Origin of the sequence: Acidovorax sp. FJL06 (assembly GCF_003852545.1) — a bacterium.
Taxonomy (GTDB): Bacteria; Pseudomonadota; Gammaproteobacteria; order Burkholderiales; family Burkholderiaceae_C; genus Acidovorax.
Genome location: NZ_QAJR01000018.1, coordinates 67,771 through 83,667 on the forward strand (window position 1 = coordinate 67,771; position 15,897 = coordinate 83,667).

Below are 15,897 nucleotides of genomic sequence, written 5' to 3' on the forward strand. Positions count from 1 at the left end.
GCGCTTGTGGATAGCCGGGCTATCCACTGCGCACCGCGCCTAGCATCCCATCCCGGCAAGGGACTTGTGCGACCCCGAAAAGATCTTGAACAGGTTCTGAGATTGTCAACAGATCCTGGGCTGCGAACGTAGGGCCAATGCGGATGGCGTGCCTGCTGCTGCGCTCCTATATTCGCGCGCACTGCGCCGCTTGTGGGGCAGACCCCGGAGGCGGCAATGCAATTCACACACCCTGCACCGTGGGGGCGCGCGGTCTGCGCCTTGCTGGCGCTGGCGGCCTGTTCCATCGCGCTGGCGCAGGCCCCCACGGGCGCGCCCATCGTGTTGGGGCAGTCGGTGGCGCTCACGGGTGCGGGGGCGGCACTGGCCCTGCCGTTCCAGCAGGGCGCCAAGCTCCACTTTGACCGGGTGAATGCCGCAGGCGGCATTGGCGGGCGGCCCATTGAGCTGCTCACGCTCGACGACGCGGGCGCGCCCGAGCCCGCGGCGGCCAACACCCAGAAGCTGCTGGCGCAGAACCCGCTGGCGCTGTTCGGCTACTACGGCTCGCCCCAGGTCACGGCCAGCTACCGGCTCATCAAGGACAGCGACGTGCTGCTGTTCGCACCCATGGCGGGCGGGGACGAGTTCCGGGGGGCGGTCTACCCCAACGTGTTCACGCTGCGGCCGGGCTATGCCGAAGAGTCGGTGGCTGTGATGCGCCACGCCGCCACGCTGGGCGCGCGCAAGCTGGCCTTGCTGCACGGGGCCGACAGTGAATCCCTGGCCGCGCTGGAGTCGGCCGAGAACACCCTCAATGGCCTGGGCGCCAACCTGGTGTTCAAGGGCTCCATCGCCGCGCCCGACAAGGCGCTGGCGGCCAAGCCGGAATCGGTGCTGGTGATTGGCGACGCACGCGGCGCGGCCAGCGCCATCCGCGAACTGCGGGCGCAGGGCTTTCGCGGGCCGGTCTACGGGTTCTCGAACACGGGCGAGAGCCTGCTGGCGGAGCAGCTGGGCACGGCGGGCGCGGGCGTGGTGGTGGTGCGCGGCGTTCCGCGCAGCGACAACGCGCGCCTGGCCATCGTGCGCGAGCTGCAGGCCGACGCGGCGGCCGGCAAGCTGGGCAAGCCCAATGTCTACATGCTGGAGGGCTACCTGGCCGCACGGGTCATGACCGAGGCCCTGCGTCGCATGGGCAAGGACATCAGCCGCGCCCGCCTGCGCAAGACGCTGGAGGGCATGGAGGAGCTGAACCTGGGCGGCTTTCGCGTGCACTTTGCGGGCGACCGCGTGGCCTCGCGCCTGCTGGAGCTGGGCCTGATCGACGGCCAGGGGCGGGTGCGGGAATAGCGGCCCGCGCGTGCATGCGGGCGGGGCCTTCAGCCCAGCGTGCGCGTGCGCGCCAGCCCTTGCATGAAGGTCTCGCAGCGCGCGAGCTGGTCCAGGCTCACGTACTCGTCGGGCTGGTGCGCCTGCTGGATGCTGCCGGGGCCGCACACCACGGTCGGGATGCCGGCGTTCTTGAACAGCCCCGCTTCGGTGCCAAAGGCCACCAGGGTGGTGCCCTTCTCGCCCGACAGCTCCTGCGCCAGCCGGGTCACCGGGTCGTCCTTGCTGCCCAGGAAGCTCGGGATTTCGCAAATCGTCTCGAACTCGAAGCCCGCTGCGGGCGCCACCTTCTTCATGGCGGGCTCCAGCGATTTGGCGTAGGCGACCACCTCGGACTGCATCTGCGCGGCGTTGGCCGTGGGCAGGTCGCGGAACTCGTAGCGGAACTCGGCGTCGCGCGGCACCACGTTGTCTGCAATGCCGCCATGGAACTGGCCCACGCTGCTGGTCGAGAACGGCACGTCAAAGCCCTCGAAGCGGGGCTCGTTCTTTTCAAAGTCTTCCGCCATGTCGCGCACCCGGCCCACCACGCGGGCCGCCATTTCGATGGCGTTGACCGAGTGGGGTGTGAGCGAGGAGTGCGCCTCCTTGCCGCGCACGCAGCATTTGTAGCGGTACACGCCCTTGTGGGCGATGGCCGGCACCATGCTGGTGGGCTCGCCCACGATGCAGGCCAGGGGTCGGATGTTCGCGTCGCGCAGGTCGGCGATCAGCTCCTTCACGCCAAAGCAGCCGATCTCTTCTTCGTAGCTGAATGCCAGATGGACCGCAAAAGGCGCATCGCTGTTCAGGAACTGCTCTGCCTGCGACACGGCCACGCCGATGAAGGCCTTCATGTCGGCGCTGCCGCGCCCGTACAGCCGGCCGTCTTTCACGAGCGCGCTCAGCGGGTCCATGCTCCAGTCCTGCCCATCCCAGGGCACGGTGTCGGTGTGGCCCGAGAGGATCACGCCCGCGGGCTTGCCCTCGCCCAGGGTGGCGAACAGGTTGGCCTTGGTCTTGTCTTCGTTGAAGGTCAGGCGGCTTTTCACACCCAGCTTTGCCAGGTGGTCACGGATGAAATGGATCAGCTCCAGGTTGGAGTGGTGGCTGACGGTGTTCATGCGCACCAGGGTTTGCGCAAGCTCAAGGGCGTGGGGGGATGGTGTCATGTTGCAGTGCAAATAAACCCCGGGTGGCGTGGGGCGGGCCGGCGGGCTAGACTGTGAGATCGTAAGGACACATATCATGAACGTTATCGACTCCATCGTCACCCAGGCGGCCAGTATTGCAGCGGTGCGCCGGGACATTCACGCCCACCCCGAGCTGTGCTTTGAAGAGGTGCGCACCGCCGACGTGGTGGCGCAAAAGCTCACCGAATGGGGCATTCCCATCCACCGGGGCCTGGGCAAGACGGGCGTGGTGGGCATCGTGAAGGGCCGGGATGGTGGTGCCAGTGGCCGGGCCATCGGCTTGCGCGCCGACATGGACGCCTTGCCGATGCAGGAGTTCAACACCTTCGCCCACGCCAGCAAGCACCAGGGCAAGATGCACGCCTGCGGCCATGACGGTCACACCGCCATGCTGCTGGCCGCGGCGCAGCACTTTGCCAAGCACCGCAACTTTGACGGCACCGTGTACCTGATCTTCCAGCCTGCCGAAGAGGGCGGCGGCGGCGCCCGCGTGATGATCGAGGACGGCCTGTTCGAGCAGTTCCCGATGCAGGCCGTGTACGGCATGCACAACTGGCCCGGCATGCCGGTGGGCACCTTTGCCGTAAGCCCCGGCCCGGTGATGGCATCGACCAGCGAATTCAAGATCGTCATCCGGGGCAAGGGCGGCCACGCAGCCCTGCCACACACCGGCATCGACCCCGTGCCGATTGCCTGCCAGATGGTGCAGACCTTCCAGACCATCATCAGCCGCAACAAGAAGCCAGTGGATGCGGGCGTGATCTCGGTGACCATGATCCACGCGGGCGAGGCCACCAACGTGGTGCCCGACAGCTGCGAGCTGCAGGGCACGGTGCGCACCTTCACCGTGGAGGTGCTGGACCTGATCGAGAAGCGCATGCGCCAGATTGCCGAGCACCACTGCGCGGCGCACGATGCCACCTGTGAGTTCGCCTTTGTGCGCAACTACCCGCCCACCGTCAATTCGCCCGCCGAGGCCGAGTTTGCGCGCAAGGTCATGGCCGGCATCGTGGGCGAGGACCAGGTGCTGCCTCAGGAGCCCACCATGGGCGCCGAAGACTTCGCCTACATGCTGCAGGCCAAGCCGGGCGCCTACTGCTTCATCGCCAACGGCGACGGCGCGCACCGCGAGATGGGCCATGGCGGTGGGCCCTGCATGCTGCACAACCCCAGCTACGACTTCAACGACGACCTGATCCCGCTGGGGGCCACCTACTGGGTCAAGCTGGCCGAAGAATGGCTGGCCCAGCCCGCCAGCGCAGCCTGATGCGCTGATTGGCGCTTCGCAAGCCTCGCACGCCCCGGGCGCACGCTGCGTGCGCCCGGGGGCGTCTTCTTTTTTTGTCGAATTCCCTCGAAAGCCTTAGTCCATGATCGGTCTCGTTGACGCCTTCTCGCCCAGCTACGCCCGTGCGCGCACCCAGTTTCTGGAGGCGGCCGCCGCTGCGGGCCTGCCCATCGAGTCGCATGCCCATCCGCTCCAGGGCCGCGACGGCGAGGACCTGGCCATGGACGTGGTGCGTGATGGCCCCGCCGATGCCAAGAGGCTGCTCATCGTGAGCAGCGCCTGCCACGGCGTGGAAGGCTATTGCGGCAGCGGCGTGCAGGTGTTTGCGCTGCACGACCAGGAATGGCGCGACAAGGCCCATGCAGCGGGCGTGGCCACGCTCTACATCCATGCGCTCAACCCCTATGGCTTCTCGCACGTGCGCCGCTTCACGCACGAGAACGTGGACCTGAACCGCAACTTCCAGGACTTCTCCCAGCCCCTGCCCGTGAACACCGCCTACCGCGAGGTGCAGCCCCTGCTGCTGCCCGAGCAGTGGCCGCCCGCAGGCGAGAACGCCGCTGCTGTGCAGCAGTACATCGACACCAAGGGCGAGGGCGCCTGGCAGGCCGCGATCTCGCAGGGCCAGCATGAGTTTCCACAGGGCCTGTTCTTTGGCGGCACCGAACCCACCTGGAGCAACCGCACGCTGCGCCAGGTGCTGCGCCAGCACGGGGCCCGGGCATCGCATATCGCGTGGATCGACCTGCACACGGGCCTGGGGCCGAACGGCCATGGTGAGCGCATCTATGCCGGCAAGGACGACGCCGTGGCCGTGGCCCGTGCCCGCGCCTGGTGGGATGGTGGCGGCGCCACGCCGGTCACGTCCATTTACGACGGCTCGTCCACCTCGGCCTTCCTCACCGGCCTCATGTGGACCGCCATCTACGACGAATGCCTACATGCCGAGTACACCGGCATCGCCATGGAATACGGCACGGTGCCCGTGCTCGACGTGATGGACGCGATTCGCGCGGAGCAGTGGCTGAACCTGCACCCCGGGGCGCCCGCCGAGCAGCATGCGCAGATCAAGGCGCAGATGCTCGCGGCCTTCTACACCGATACCGACGCCTGGAAGGGCCAGATCGTGAGCCAGGCGCGCCAGTCGATGTTCCAGGCGGTGGACGGGCTCGCGGGCTGAGAGGCTGAGAGTCTTTTATCCATGCCCGCCTTGCACGCCAAAACACCCCGGCTCGTCGTTGCAAATGCTCGCCATAGCCCGAGCTATGGCTGCGCTTTGCGCCTAAATCCGGGGCGTTTTGACGCACCTTTCGGGCACGGCTAAAAAACTCCCAGCCTCTGACCTGGCGCCGACGACGCTGCGGGCGTCAGGACGCGAGCGCGCGCATCTCCGCGATCAGGTCCGACTTGCCCTCGAAGCCGATGCCCGGCAGCGGCGGCAGCGTGACGTAGCCGTTGTCCACCTTCACCCCGTCGGGGAAGCCCCCATAGGGCTGGAACAGGTCGGGGTAGCTCTCGTTGCCGCCCAGGCCCAGGCCCGCCGCAATCGCCAGCGACATCTGGTGGCCGCCGTGGGGGATGCAGCGGCTCGCGGACCAGCCGTATTCCTTGAGCATGTCCAGCGTGCGCAGGTACTCCACCAGGCCGTAGCTCAGCGCGCAGTCGAATTGAAGGTAGTCGCGGTCCTTGTGCATGCCGCCGTGGCGGATCAGGTTGCGCGCGTCCTGCATCGAGAACAGGTTCTCGCCCGTGGCCATGGGGCCTTGGTAGACCTCGCCCAGCTTGGCCTGCAGCTCGTAGTCCAGCGGGTCGCCCGCCTCTTCGTACCAGAACAGCGGGTACTGCGACAGGGCCTTGCCGTACTCGATGGCGGTGGCCAGGTCGAAGCGGCCGTTGGCGTCCACCGCCAGCTGCTGGCCCGGGCCCAGGATCTTGAGCACGGACTCGATGCGCTCGCAGTCTTCGGCCAGCGTGGCGCCGCCGATCTTCATCTTGACCACTGAGTAGCCGCGCGCCAGGTAGCTTTCCATTTCCTTCTTGAGGCCGTCCAAGCCCTTGCCGGGGTAGTAGTAGCCACCGGCCGCGTAGACGAACACGCGCGGGTTGGGCGTGCCGTTGCCGTAGCGCTCGGCCAGCAACTGGAACAGCGGCTTGCCCGCGATCTTGGCCGTGGCGTCCCACACGGCCATGTCGATGGTGCCCACGGCCACTGAGCGCTCGCCGTGGCCGCCGGGTTTTTCGTTGATCATCATGCGGGCCCAGACCTTGTGCGGGTCCAGGTTCTCGCCCGTCTCGTCCAGCAGGCTGGCCGGCTCAGCCTCCAGCACGCGGGGGATGAATCGGTCGCGCATCAGCGCGCCCTGGCCGTAGCGGCCGTTGGAGTTGAAGCCGTAGCCGATCACCGGCTTGCCATCGCGGATCACGTCGGTGACCACGGCGACCAAGCTTAGCGTCATCTTTGAGAAGTCGATGTAGGCGTTGCGGATGTCCGACTTGATGGGACGGGTGGATTCGACGATATCGACGATTTTCATGGTGGTCGTGGTGGTTGCGAAAACGTGAAAAGAAGACTCAGCGGGCGAGCGAAGAGCCCCCGCAGATGGCGATGTCCTGCCCCGTGATGGCGGCGGCAGGGTCGGAGAGAAGAAAGCCCACCAGTGCGGCAATCTCGACCGGCTCGATCAGGCGGCCGATGGGCGGCAGGCGCGGCGCGCTGCCTGCGCGGGCCGGGTCGTTCAACATGCCGGTAGCGGTGGCTGCGGGCGAGACGACATTCACCGTCACGCCCTGCGCGGCCACCTCGGCGGCCCAGCTGCGCGCCAGCGCAATCAGCGCGGCCTTGGTCGCGGCGTACTGACCGCGCCCGGCCATGCCCTGCGCCACGCGGCTGCCGATGAACACCACGCGCCCCTGGCCGCGCTGGGCCATGCCGGGCACGAGGGCATCGGCCAGGCGGGTGGCGGCGTCGACATGCAGGCGCCACATCAGCTCGCCGCCTGCATGGTCGAGCTGGCCCAGCGGGCCCACCCGCAGCACGCCGGCCGCATGGACCAGCGCGTCCACGCCGGGCAGCGCAGCGGCCACGCGGGCGATGTCTGCGCCATCGGCCAGGTTGACCGGTGTATGGGTGAACGAGGGGTGAACGACCGTCGGCTGGGCCACATCCAGGCCCGTCACGCGCCAGCCGCCAGCCAGCAGCGACTCGGCGATGCTGCGGCCTATGCCGCTGCTGCTGCCGGTGACGACGGCGTGGCGGGCATTACTCGACACGGATGTTCCCTTCGGTGACGATCTTCTGCGAGCGCTCCATGTCGCTGCGCTGGAACTTCGCAAAATCCTCCACGCTGCCCGGCGTGGTCAGCAGCCCTTGTTCCTTGAGCTTGGGCGTCATCTCGGCCAGCGCCTTGTTCACCTCGGTGTTCAGCCGCTGCGTGATGTCTGCAGGCAGCCTGGCCGGGCCCCACAGGCCGTACCAGCTGTAGAACTCGTAGCCCGGAATCGTCTCACCCACCGTGGGCACGTCGGGCAGGCTGGCCGCGCGCTGCGCGGAGGTCACGGCCACCACGCGCAGCATGCCGCTCTTGTGGTACTGCAGAGACCCCAGGATGGGATCGATGAAACCGTCGATCTGCCCGCCGATCAGGTCCTGGAACGCGGGCGCCGTGCCCTTGTACGGCACGATCAGGTAGTCGAGGTGCCCGGCACGCTTGAGCAGCTCGGTCGAGAGGTGCCCGGCCGAACCGATGGAGCCCACAGCGAACGTCATCTTGCCGGGGTTGGCTTTGGCGTAGGCCATCAGCGACTTGATGTCGGTGACGGGCAGGTTCTTGTGGATGGCCACCGACAGCGGGGCCTTGGCCACCAGCGCCACGGGCGTGAAGTCCTTGACCACGCCGTAGGGCACAGACCTCATGGTCATCGGCGCCGTGGTGAAGGTGGATGCGTTGAACAGCAGCGTGTAGCCGTCGGCCGGGGCCTTGGCCACCACGTCGCCGCCGATCACGCCGTTGCCGCCCGCCTTGTTCTCGACGATGAAGTTCTGGCCCATCTGCTCGCCCAGCTTCTGCGCCAGTTGGCGGCCCACCGTGTCGAGCGTGCCGCCCGGCGGAAAGGGGATGACCATCCGGATGGGCTTGGTGGGGTAGGCCTGCGCAAAGCTGCCGGCCGCCATCGCGAGGGTGGCGGCGCCCAGGGCCGTGCGCAGGGCGGTGCGAAGGAATTGCTTGCGTTGCATGGTGTCTTGTCTCCTGTCGGTGTTCTTGTGTGCCATCCAGGCGCAGGGGACTCCTGGTCCCCCGGCCTCGCAGGGGCCGCTCAGCGCTTGAGCAGGCCGGCCTGCTTCACCGCAGCGCGCAAGGCCTCCACTTCGTGGGCGTTGGGCGCCTCGGTCGGCGGGCGCACGGTGGCGTCGTCGATCACGCCGGCCAGGTACATGCCGCCCTTCATGCGGGCGTGGGCCTCGCCGGTGGGCTCGCCCCCGCCGTAGACCGCGTCCTTCAGGGGCGTGATGACAGCCTGCACCGCCATGGCTTTCTTCAAGTCGCCGGCCTTCACCGCGTTCCACAGGTCGATGATGAGTTGCGGGATGAAGGTGGCAAAACCCACCAGCGCGCCGTCCACGCCCTGCACCATCGAGGCCAGCAGGTACTCGTCGTGGCAGGTCAGGATGGCCTTGGACGCATCGGCCTCGCGGATCGCCTGGATGTCGCGGGCGTATTTGTTCATGTCGCGCTGGCCTACCTTGAAGGCCTGCAGGTAGGGCAGCCGGGCCAGGTCGGCGAGCAGTTGCGACGAGTACGAGGCGCGCGTCCAGGCCGGGTACACGTGGCAGACCAGGTCGGCGCTGGGGGCTGCTTGGTGGATGGCCTCGAAGTACTGCAGCGCATGGCCGGGGGTGAAGCCAAAGCGCAGCCAGTGGTGCGGGGGCATCACGTCCAGCGCCACGGCGCCCGCCTCGACGGCGGCGCGTGCGTGGTCGGCGGCGTCGGCCAAGCCTTCGCAGACGATGGAGGAAATGACAGGCATGCGCCCCTTGAGTTCGTCGGCCACGATGCGGGTGACCTCGGCGCGCTCGGCCGGCGTCAGCGAAAAGACTTCGCCCGTGTGGCCGTTGGTCATGATGGCGACCACACCCTCGTGGCCCGCCAGCCAGGAGGCGAGCTTGCGCAGCGCGGGCTCATCAATGCGGTGGTCGGGGGTGAAGGGGCACGAGATGGCGGGGATGATCCCGCGATAATTCGAGATGGCAGGCATGCTTTCTTGTCTCCGTAGGGAAAAGCTGGTGAACAACGGGGTGGATCATTTCCCGTGGGGCGCCAGCGGTCCAATACTCGAATCGCATACAACTATCGCAAGGCAGGAAGGCACCCCATGGGACCGGGCAATCGACCGCTGGATCTGGAGTGGCTGGAAGACTTTCTGGCGCTTGCGGAAACCGGCAATTTTTCGCGCGCGGCCGAGGCCCGTGCCATTGCCCAACCGGCTTTCAGCCGCCATATCCGCGCGCTGGAAGACTGGGTGGGCGTGGAGCTGTTCGACCGCAGTGCCCATCCCGCTGCGCTCACGCCCGCAGGGCAGCGCTTCTTGCCCCTGCTGGAGGGCGTGCTCGCCAACCTGGAGGCCGCCCGCATCAAGGCCCGCGCGGCCCACGACCTGGCCGCCGCCAGCCTGCGGTTTGCGGCCACCCATGTGCTGTCGCTCACCTTTTTTCCGCGCTGGCTGGTGGGCATGGAGGCGCGGCTGCGGCTCGGCCCCATCCAGACCATGTCCGACAGCTCGCAGGCCTGTGAAGACCTGATGCTGCAGCGCCGCGTGCAGTTCGTGCTGTGCCACGGCCACGCGGACGTGCCGGGGCGCCTGGACGAGGCGCAGTACCCCATGCGCCGCCTGGCGGACGACCTGCTGCTGCCGGTGAGTGCCCCGCAACCCGGTGGGGCGGCCGGCCTGCCGCTGCACGCGCTGGGCCAGCAGGCCTCTGTGCCCGTGCTGGCCTACAGCGAGGCATCGGGCCTGGGCCGCATCATGCGGGCGCGCATGCGCGGGGTGTTTTCAGAAGGCGCCGACAGCGCGGTGCCCAGTGGGGTGGCGGTGGTGTTCACAGCGCACCATGCGGTGCTGCTCAAAACCATGGCCCAGGAAGGGCGGGGCGTGGCCTGGCTGCCCGAAAGCCTGATCACCGATGAACTGCGCGCCGGAACCCTGGTGGCCGCCGGGGGGGCGGATTGGAACGTGCCCGTGCAGATCCGCCTGTACCGCCAGCGCGCCGAGATGTCGCCGGTGGCCGAGTCCTTGTGGGAACTGGCGGTGGCGCACACCGGCCCGCAGACCCGATAGCCGCCGCCCGTGGTCCATCGGCGGGGCGGTCGGGGGCGCAGCTTTACAGCCCCAGTTCGCTCAGCCCCGGGTGGTCGTCCGGCCGGCGCCCCAGCGGCCAGAAAAAGAGCCGCTCGGCTGCCGGAATAGGGCGGTCGTTGATGCTCGCGTGCCGCACGGCCATCAGACCCGCGTCGTTGAACTCCCAGTTCTCGTTGCCATAGCTGCGAAACCACTGGCCTGCATCGTCGTGCCATTCGTAGGCAAACCGCACGGCAATGCGGTGACCGCTGAACACCCACAGCTCCTTGATGAGCCGGTAGTCCAGTTCGCGCGCCCACTTGCGCTCCAGAAACTGCCGGGCGGCCTCGCGGCCCACGGGGAACTCTGCTCGGTTGCGCCAGCGCGTGTCCTCGGTGTAGGCCAGGGCCACGCGCGCAGGGTCGCGCGCGTTCCAGCCGTCTTCGGCCAGGCGCACCTTCTCGGTGGCCGTGGTGTGGGTGAAGGGGGGCAAGGGAGGGCGGGATTCCATGGGGGCCTCAATCAATGTCAAAGGGGATGGGTGTAGACAAGTCTGTCTATATGGCCATCATAATGGAGTGTAGACAAGTCTGTCTACAATGCCCGATATGAACTTCGCCCCCTTGCCCGCTGACTTGAAAGATCTGCCCGCCCGCGACCGCCTGTTGCACACGGCGCATGCGCTGTTCTACCAGGAGGGCATTCGCGCCACCGGCATCGACCGTGTGATTGCCGAGTCGGGCGTCACCAAGGTCACGTTCTACCGCCACTTCCCCAGCAAGAACGCCCTGGTCTGCGCCTACCTGGAGTACCGGCATTCCGGCTGGATCGCCTGGTTTGCCGACGCCCTGCAGCGCCATGGCGATGCCCTGCCACCGGGCGCGGGCCGCGTGCACGCGCTGGCCCCGGCCCTGGCCGAGTGGTTGGGCAGTGAGCACTTTCGGGGCTGCGCTTTCATCAACAGCGTGAGCGAGCTGGGGGAGACCGTCCCGGAAGTGGTGGAGATTGCGCAGCGCCACAAGCGGGAAATGACGGCGTTGCTCGCCACCTTGCTGCCTGTGTCGGCCCACCACATGCAGGATGCGCAGGCGCTTGCTTTGGTGGTGGAAGGCGCCATCGTGCGCGTTCAGATGGGTGAACCCGTGCGAGAGGTGGTGGCCACAGTGTCCCGCCTGACGGATGCCCTGGTGCCTGCATCGCCCCAACGCAAAGGATGAGTCTCACAGGCCGATGCCAACGCGCCTGATGGTCGACTGTGTATTCAGTCCAGCCGGGCGCCTTGCGTGGCACCGTGGCGGGTGCGCTCGTCATACTGTTTTTCGCGTTCCGCATGGTCTTGCAGCAGCCGGCGACCCAAGGCGTTGGCTTCGCGCTCCAGCGTGGGGCAGTCGGGGGCTGCCGGCAGCTGGGCGATGCCCTGGTCGATGGCCTGTGCCGCATCCCGCGCGATCTGCACATGGCCTTGCTCGTGCTGCGACAGGGCCTGCAGGTAGCGGTCAAACGCCGCCTGCTGGGCGGGCGTGGCGCCCTGCAGCTCGGGCAGTTGCACCTCGGTGCGCAGGCGGGTGGTGACCTGGGTGATGGCGCAGCGGCCCGAGCCCTCGCGCCACCAGCGGTAGTTCCAGCGCACGTTCCAGCGGGTGTAGCCATGAAAGCGCCGCCCGTCCACCGTGATGGGCGTGGCGGCATGCAGGGCCTGGCGCAGGGTCTCGCCCGGCTGGGGGTTCACCACATAGGGGCGCTGGGTGTTCTCTTCCTCCACCGCCGCCTGCGCGCCCCCGGTGGCGGCCAGCGCCGCCGCCAGCCAACCCAGGCATGCGAGCGCGCGGCGGGGGGTGTGCCCTGGCATGCGCATCATTCCCCCCAGGGCAGCATCAGCGTGAGCAGCGACAGCTGGTCGAACTCGGGTGCAAAGGCGTCGATGATGAGCTGCGGCTCGGGGCACAGGGTGGTGTCGGTGATCACGCCGAACTGCACGCCACCGCCATAGCTCAGGATGGAGACCCCAAGGCCGATGTCGCCCGACTGCGGCACCCAGAACATGCACTGCGTGACGCGCGAGCCGCACAGCGTGAGCTGCTCCTTGGGGCCGGGCACATTGGTCATCACCGCCGTGGTCTTGCGGCCAAACAGGTTGAGCAGTGCATCCTGCGCGGGTTTGATCATCAGGCCCGCCACGGCCAGCATGGCAAACGCCAGGATGGGCTGGGTGCTGCCCTTGAGCGCATTCATGCGCCGGCGCACTTCGTACACACGCTCCACCGGGTTGGCCATGCCGATGGGCAGCACCAGCGGCACCAGGCCGAAGCGGTTGCCCAGCTTCCACGCCTCTTCCATGGGGCGCAGATTCACAGGGATCATCGCGCGGATCTCCTGGCCCGTGGGGTCGTCACCCTGGCTGCGCAGGTAGCCGCCAATCGCCCCCGCCACACACGACAGCAGCACATCGTTGATGGAGCAGTTGAGCGCCTTGCCGATGGCCTTGACCTCTTCGAGCGGAATGGGCGGGCACCAGGCCACGCGCTTGGCGCGGCCGGGCTGGCCCTTCAGGCGCGTGGGTGAGTCGTCGGGCATCAGCGCCAGGGCGGCGGCATCGCTGACCAGCTGGTAGGCCACGCGCGCCATGTCCAGGGTGCCCGACAGGCCGTTCTGCATGGCCTTCTCCGGGTCGCCCAGCATCTGCAGCGACTTGGCCGCGCCGTCACCCGCCAGGTCCAGCGCCTTCACGGTCATGCCGGTGAAGGGCTTGATGAGCGTGTCGGCGATCCAGTCCTCGGCCGTGGCGGCCTCTTTGTCTGCGCGGGGTTTGCGTTTGGGCGGCTCGGCGCCCCCATCGACCAGCGACATGGTCACCGAGATCAGGGCAATGCCGTCGGCGATGCAGTGGTGGATGCGCACGATGAGCGCGCTGCCCTTCTCGCCGTCGTCGCCCACGAAGTCTTCGATCAGGTGCATCTGCCACAGCGGGCGGCGGGTGTCGAGCGGCTGCATGGCCAGTTCGCCCACGCGGTCCTGCAGCGCGCGCTGCATGCTCTTCTCGCCTTTTTTGACGGTGAGCTTCTCGCGCAGCACATGGGCCGCGATGTCGAAGTGGCGGTCTTCCACCCAGGTGGCGCCGGCGGCGTCTTCCACCACGCGCTGGCGAAAGCGCGGGTACTTCAGCAGGCGCTGCTGCACGCGTTCGCACAGGGCCTGCCAGGTGATGCCGGGCGCGAGTGTCCACACGCCGTTGATCATCATCAGGTTGCTGCCCGAATCCATGCGCAGCCAGGCGGTATCGACCTTGCTCATGCGTTCGCCCGACAGGCCCAGCATGCCGGTGGCGGCGCGGCGCACGTTCTTCTGCACCACGGTGGCGGCCTTGCGGGCGGCCGGGGGCAGGGCCTGGGCGGCCTTGCGCGCCACGTCGGGGGCCTGGTCGCGCACCGTGCGCAGGGGGCTTGTGCCGCCGCCCGATGGGGCAGTGCGGGGGGCAGGAATGCGGGTCACCATCAGATGTACACCTATTGTTTGATTTTTGGGGGCTTGCCTCTATGGATTGCACGGCCTCTCACCATGCACAGCCCGTAAGATACAACGCAGCAAACCCTTGCCGACACCGTTCTTTCCCTCCCCCCAAGACGAACCCCAGGAGCACACTGACATGGCCGATCTCAACGCCACCTTCGAAGCCGCCGTGGCCAATTCCAAGAACCTGAGCGAGCGCCCTGACAACGCCACGCTGCTCAAGATCTACGCGCTGTACAAGCAGGCCACCGCTGGCGACAACGCCGAAAAGAAGCCCAGCTTCTCCGACATGGTGGGCCGCGCCAAATGGGACGCCTGGGAAAAGCTTAAGGGCACGGGTGCCGACGAGGCCAAGCAGCAGTATGTGGACCTGATCACCTCGCTGAGCTGATACGGCGTTCCTTCCAAAGAAAAAGGCGACCTTGGTCGCCTTTTTCTTTGGGCACTAACCCTGTGCCCATCCTTTGGGCAGCCCCGCCTCGGGCGTCATGCCGTAGATCGGCTCGCCCGGCAGCCCCGCCTGCAGCGGCGCGCGCGCGGCCATGAGCCGGCCCAGGTCCACGCCCGTGGCAATGCCCATGGCCTCGAACATGAACACCAGGTCTTCCGTGACCACATTGCCCGACGCGCCTGGCGCATAGGGGCAGCCGCCCAGCCCGCCCAGCGACGCATCGAAGGTGCGCACCCCCACGTCATAGGCCGCCAGGCAGTTGGCCAGGCCCAGGCCCCGCGTGTTGTGCATGTGGGCCGCGCCAGCGCGGGCCCCCAGCTCGGCGCGCAGGCGCGTGAACAGGCGGCGCACCTGGGCCGGGTTGGCCATGCCGGTGGTGTCGGACAGCCCCACCTCATCGGCACCCGCCTCGGCGCACAAGCCGGCGAGCCAGATCACGTCGTCCTCGGGCACGGCGCCCTGCAGCGTGCAGCCAAAGGCGGTGGACAGCCCCACCTCCACCAGCATGCCGGGCGCCTGCGCATCGCGCAGCCGGGCCACGGCCTGCACTTCCTCGACCATGGCCTCGCGCGTCTTGCGCACATTGGCCAGCGAGTGGGCCGCGCTGGCCGACACCGGCAGCGTGACCTTGTGCACGCCCGCGGCCAGCGCGGCTTCGGCCCCGCGCAGGTTGGGCGCCAGCGCCATCACGGTGATGCCGGGGTGGGTGAGCGCATGGCGCACCACCTCGGCTACATCGGCCATCTGGGGCAGCAGGCGCGCTGGCACGAACGAGCCGACTTCGATCTCGCGCAGGCCGGCCGCCACCAGGGCATCGATCCAGCGCAGCTTGTGGGCGGTGGGCATGGTGGCCTTCACGGACTGCAGGCCATCGCGGGGGCCGACTTCGCTGATGAGAATTTCGGGGGGCATCATGGTGCAGGGGCAGGTGAAGCCGCCGAGGATAGCGCGCCGACGCCCCCAGGGGGTATTGGGCAAAGTGGCAATTTGGGCTGCCATACCGGCAAGTTGGCCTGCAATATGCGGCAGTTTGGGCGATTCCCATTGCTGTGGCGCTCCGGGACACTGGTTCGAGCAGCGTTCCTATCCCTTCGGAGACAAAGACCATGGCTTCCCCCACGCATTTTTCCACCCTCTACCTCAGCGCCCCCGAGGTCATCGCGCTGGTGCAGCGCCAAGGCGTCGAGGCCTGCCTGCGCGGCATTGCCGACAACATCCACGCCGACTTTTTGCGCTGGGGGGCGTTTGACAAGTCGGCGCGCGTGGCCAGCCATTCGCGTGATGGTGTGATCGAGCTGATGCCCATTGCCGACGACCAGACCTACGCGTTCAAGTATGTCAACGGCCACCCCAAGAACACGCGCCTGGGCCTGTCCACCGTGATGGCGTTTGGTGTGCTGGCCGATGTGGCCACCGGGGCGCCGCTGCTGCTGAGCGAACTCACCCTCACCACCGCGTTGCGCACGGCCTCCATGTCGGCCGTGGCGGCGCGGGCGTTGGCCCGGCCCGGCAGCCGCACCATGGCGCTCATCGGCAATGGCGCGCAAAGCGAGTTCCAGGCGCTGGCGTTCCACCACCTGCTGGGCATCACCACCCTGCGGCTGTTCGACACTGACCCCGCTGCCACCGCCAAGCTGCAGGCCAACCTGCAGGGCTTGGGCATCCGCACCGTGGTGTGCGCCAGCTCGGCCGAGGCCGTGCGCGGCGCCGACATCGTGACCACGGTGACGGCCGACAAGACCAATGCCACTATCCTCACGCCCGACATGCTGGCC

16 protein-coding genes are annotated in these 15,897 nt (G+C 67.9%); 7 read left to right on the forward strand and 9 right to left on the reverse strand.

What is annotated here, in order from left to right:
• Window positions 1-216 precede the first annotated feature (216 nt).
• Window positions 217-1,332: an ABC transporter substrate-binding protein gene (locus tag DBV10_RS11575; RefSeq protein ID WP_124513736.1), complete on the forward strand. Its 1,116-nt coding sequence runs from the start codon at window positions 217-219 to the stop codon at window positions 1,330-1,332.
• Between the two features lie 29 nt (window positions 1,333-1,361).
• Here DBV10_RS11575 and argE read toward each other — a convergent pair whose 3' ends face one another.
• Window positions 1,362-2,522: an acetylornithine deacetylase gene (gene argE, locus DBV10_RS11580; RefSeq protein ID WP_124513738.1), complete on the reverse strand. Its 1,161-nt coding sequence runs from the start codon at window positions 2,520-2,522 to the stop codon at window positions 1,362-1,364.
• A gap of 76 nt (window positions 2,523-2,598) precedes the next feature.
• Here argE and DBV10_RS11585 point away from each other — a divergent pair, with 76 nt between their 5' ends.
• Window positions 2,599-3,810, forward strand: a complete 1,212-nt coding sequence (locus DBV10_RS11585) for a M20 aminoacylase family protein (protein ID WP_124513740.1) — start codon at window positions 2,599-2,601, stop codon at window positions 3,808-3,810.
• Between the two features lie 103 nt (window positions 3,811-3,913).
• The gene (locus DBV10_RS11590) at window positions 3,914-5,011 is read left to right on the forward strand and encodes a M14 family metallopeptidase (RefSeq protein ID WP_124513742.1); all 1,098 of its coding nucleotides are present in this window, start codon (window positions 3,914-3,916) and stop codon (window positions 5,009-5,011) included.
• Window positions 5,012-5,198: 187 nt separating this feature from the next.
• On the opposite strand, the gene DBV10_RS11595 is transcribed toward DBV10_RS11590, so the two are convergent.
• The 4 genes from DBV10_RS11595 to DBV10_RS11610 form a co-directional block, all read right to left on the reverse strand.
• On the reverse strand, window positions 5,199-6,365 hold the full coding sequence (locus DBV10_RS11595) for a mandelate racemase/muconate lactonizing enzyme family protein (protein WP_124513744.1): 1,167 nt from the start codon (window positions 6,363-6,365) through the stop codon (window positions 5,199-5,201).
• A gap of 37 nt (window positions 6,366-6,402) precedes the next feature.
• Window positions 6,403-7,101 (reverse strand): SDR family NAD(P)-dependent oxidoreductase, encoded by a 699-nt coding sequence (locus DBV10_RS11600; protein WP_124513746.1) that lies wholly within the window; start codon window positions 7,099-7,101, stop codon window positions 6,403-6,405.
• Entirely contained in the window at window positions 7,091-8,065 is a 975-nt protein-coding gene (locus DBV10_RS11605; RefSeq protein ID WP_124513748.1) for a tripartite tricarboxylate transporter substrate binding protein, read from the reverse strand. Before DBV10_RS11605 ends, DBV10_RS11600 begins: the two co-directional genes overlap by 11 nt.
• An 80-nt stretch (window positions 8,066-8,145) precedes the next feature.
• Complete coding sequence (locus DBV10_RS11610; protein WP_124513750.1) at window positions 8,146-9,084, reverse strand: dihydrodipicolinate synthase family protein; 939 nt, start codon at window positions 9,082-9,084, stop codon at window positions 8,146-8,148.
• Between the two features lie 117 nt (window positions 9,085-9,201).
• On the opposite strand from DBV10_RS11610, the gene DBV10_RS11615 reads away from it, so the two are divergent.
• Entirely contained in the window at window positions 9,202-10,164 is a 963-nt protein-coding gene (locus tag DBV10_RS11615; RefSeq protein WP_124513752.1) for a LysR family transcriptional regulator, read from the forward strand.
• A 43-nt stretch (window positions 10,165-10,207) separates the two neighbouring features.
• On the opposite strand, the gene DBV10_RS11620 is transcribed toward DBV10_RS11615, so the two are convergent.
• Window positions 10,208-10,675: a nuclear transport factor 2 family protein gene (locus DBV10_RS11620; protein ID WP_124513754.1), complete on the reverse strand. Its 468-nt coding sequence runs from the start codon at window positions 10,673-10,675 to the stop codon at window positions 10,208-10,210.
• Between the two features lie 97 nt (window positions 10,676-10,772).
• Between DBV10_RS11620 and DBV10_RS11625 the strand changes: the two genes are divergently transcribed.
• On the forward strand, window positions 10,773-11,381 hold the full coding sequence (locus DBV10_RS11625) for a TetR/AcrR family transcriptional regulator (RefSeq protein ID WP_124513756.1): 609 nt from the start codon (window positions 10,773-10,775) through the stop codon (window positions 11,379-11,381).
• Between the two features lie 44 nt (window positions 11,382-11,425).
• Here DBV10_RS11625 and DBV10_RS11630 read toward each other — a convergent pair whose 3' ends face one another.
• On the reverse strand, window positions 11,426-12,013 hold the full coding sequence (locus tag DBV10_RS11630; protein ID WP_124513758.1) for a DUF922 domain-containing Zn-dependent protease: 588 nt from the start codon (window positions 12,011-12,013) through the stop codon (window positions 11,426-11,428).
• Window positions 12,014-12,018: 5 nt separating this feature from the next.
• Window positions 12,019-13,656, reverse strand: a complete 1,638-nt coding sequence (locus DBV10_RS11635; protein ID WP_124513761.1) for a wax ester/triacylglycerol synthase family O-acyltransferase — start codon at window positions 13,654-13,656, stop codon at window positions 12,019-12,021.
• Between the two features lie 151 nt (window positions 13,657-13,807).
• Here DBV10_RS11635 and DBV10_RS11640 point away from each other — a divergent pair, with 151 nt between their 5' ends.
• A complete protein-coding gene (locus DBV10_RS11640; RefSeq protein ID WP_124513763.1) occupies window positions 13,808-14,062 on the forward strand; it encodes an acyl-CoA-binding protein in 255 nt (84 codons plus the stop codon).
• A 54-nt stretch (window positions 14,063-14,116) separates the two neighbouring features.
• On the opposite strand, the gene DBV10_RS11645 is transcribed toward DBV10_RS11640, so the two are convergent.
• Window positions 14,117-15,037, reverse strand: coding sequence for a hydroxymethylglutaryl-CoA lyase (locus tag DBV10_RS11645; protein ID WP_124513765.1), 921 nt, complete (start codon window positions 15,035-15,037; stop codon window positions 14,117-14,119).
• A 191-nt stretch (window positions 15,038-15,228) separates the two neighbouring features.
• On the opposite strand from DBV10_RS11645, the gene DBV10_RS23100 reads away from it, so the two are divergent.
• On the forward strand, window positions 15,229-15,897 hold a 669-nt coding region (locus DBV10_RS23100), incomplete at its 3' end, for an ornithine cyclodeaminase (protein WP_233589899.1).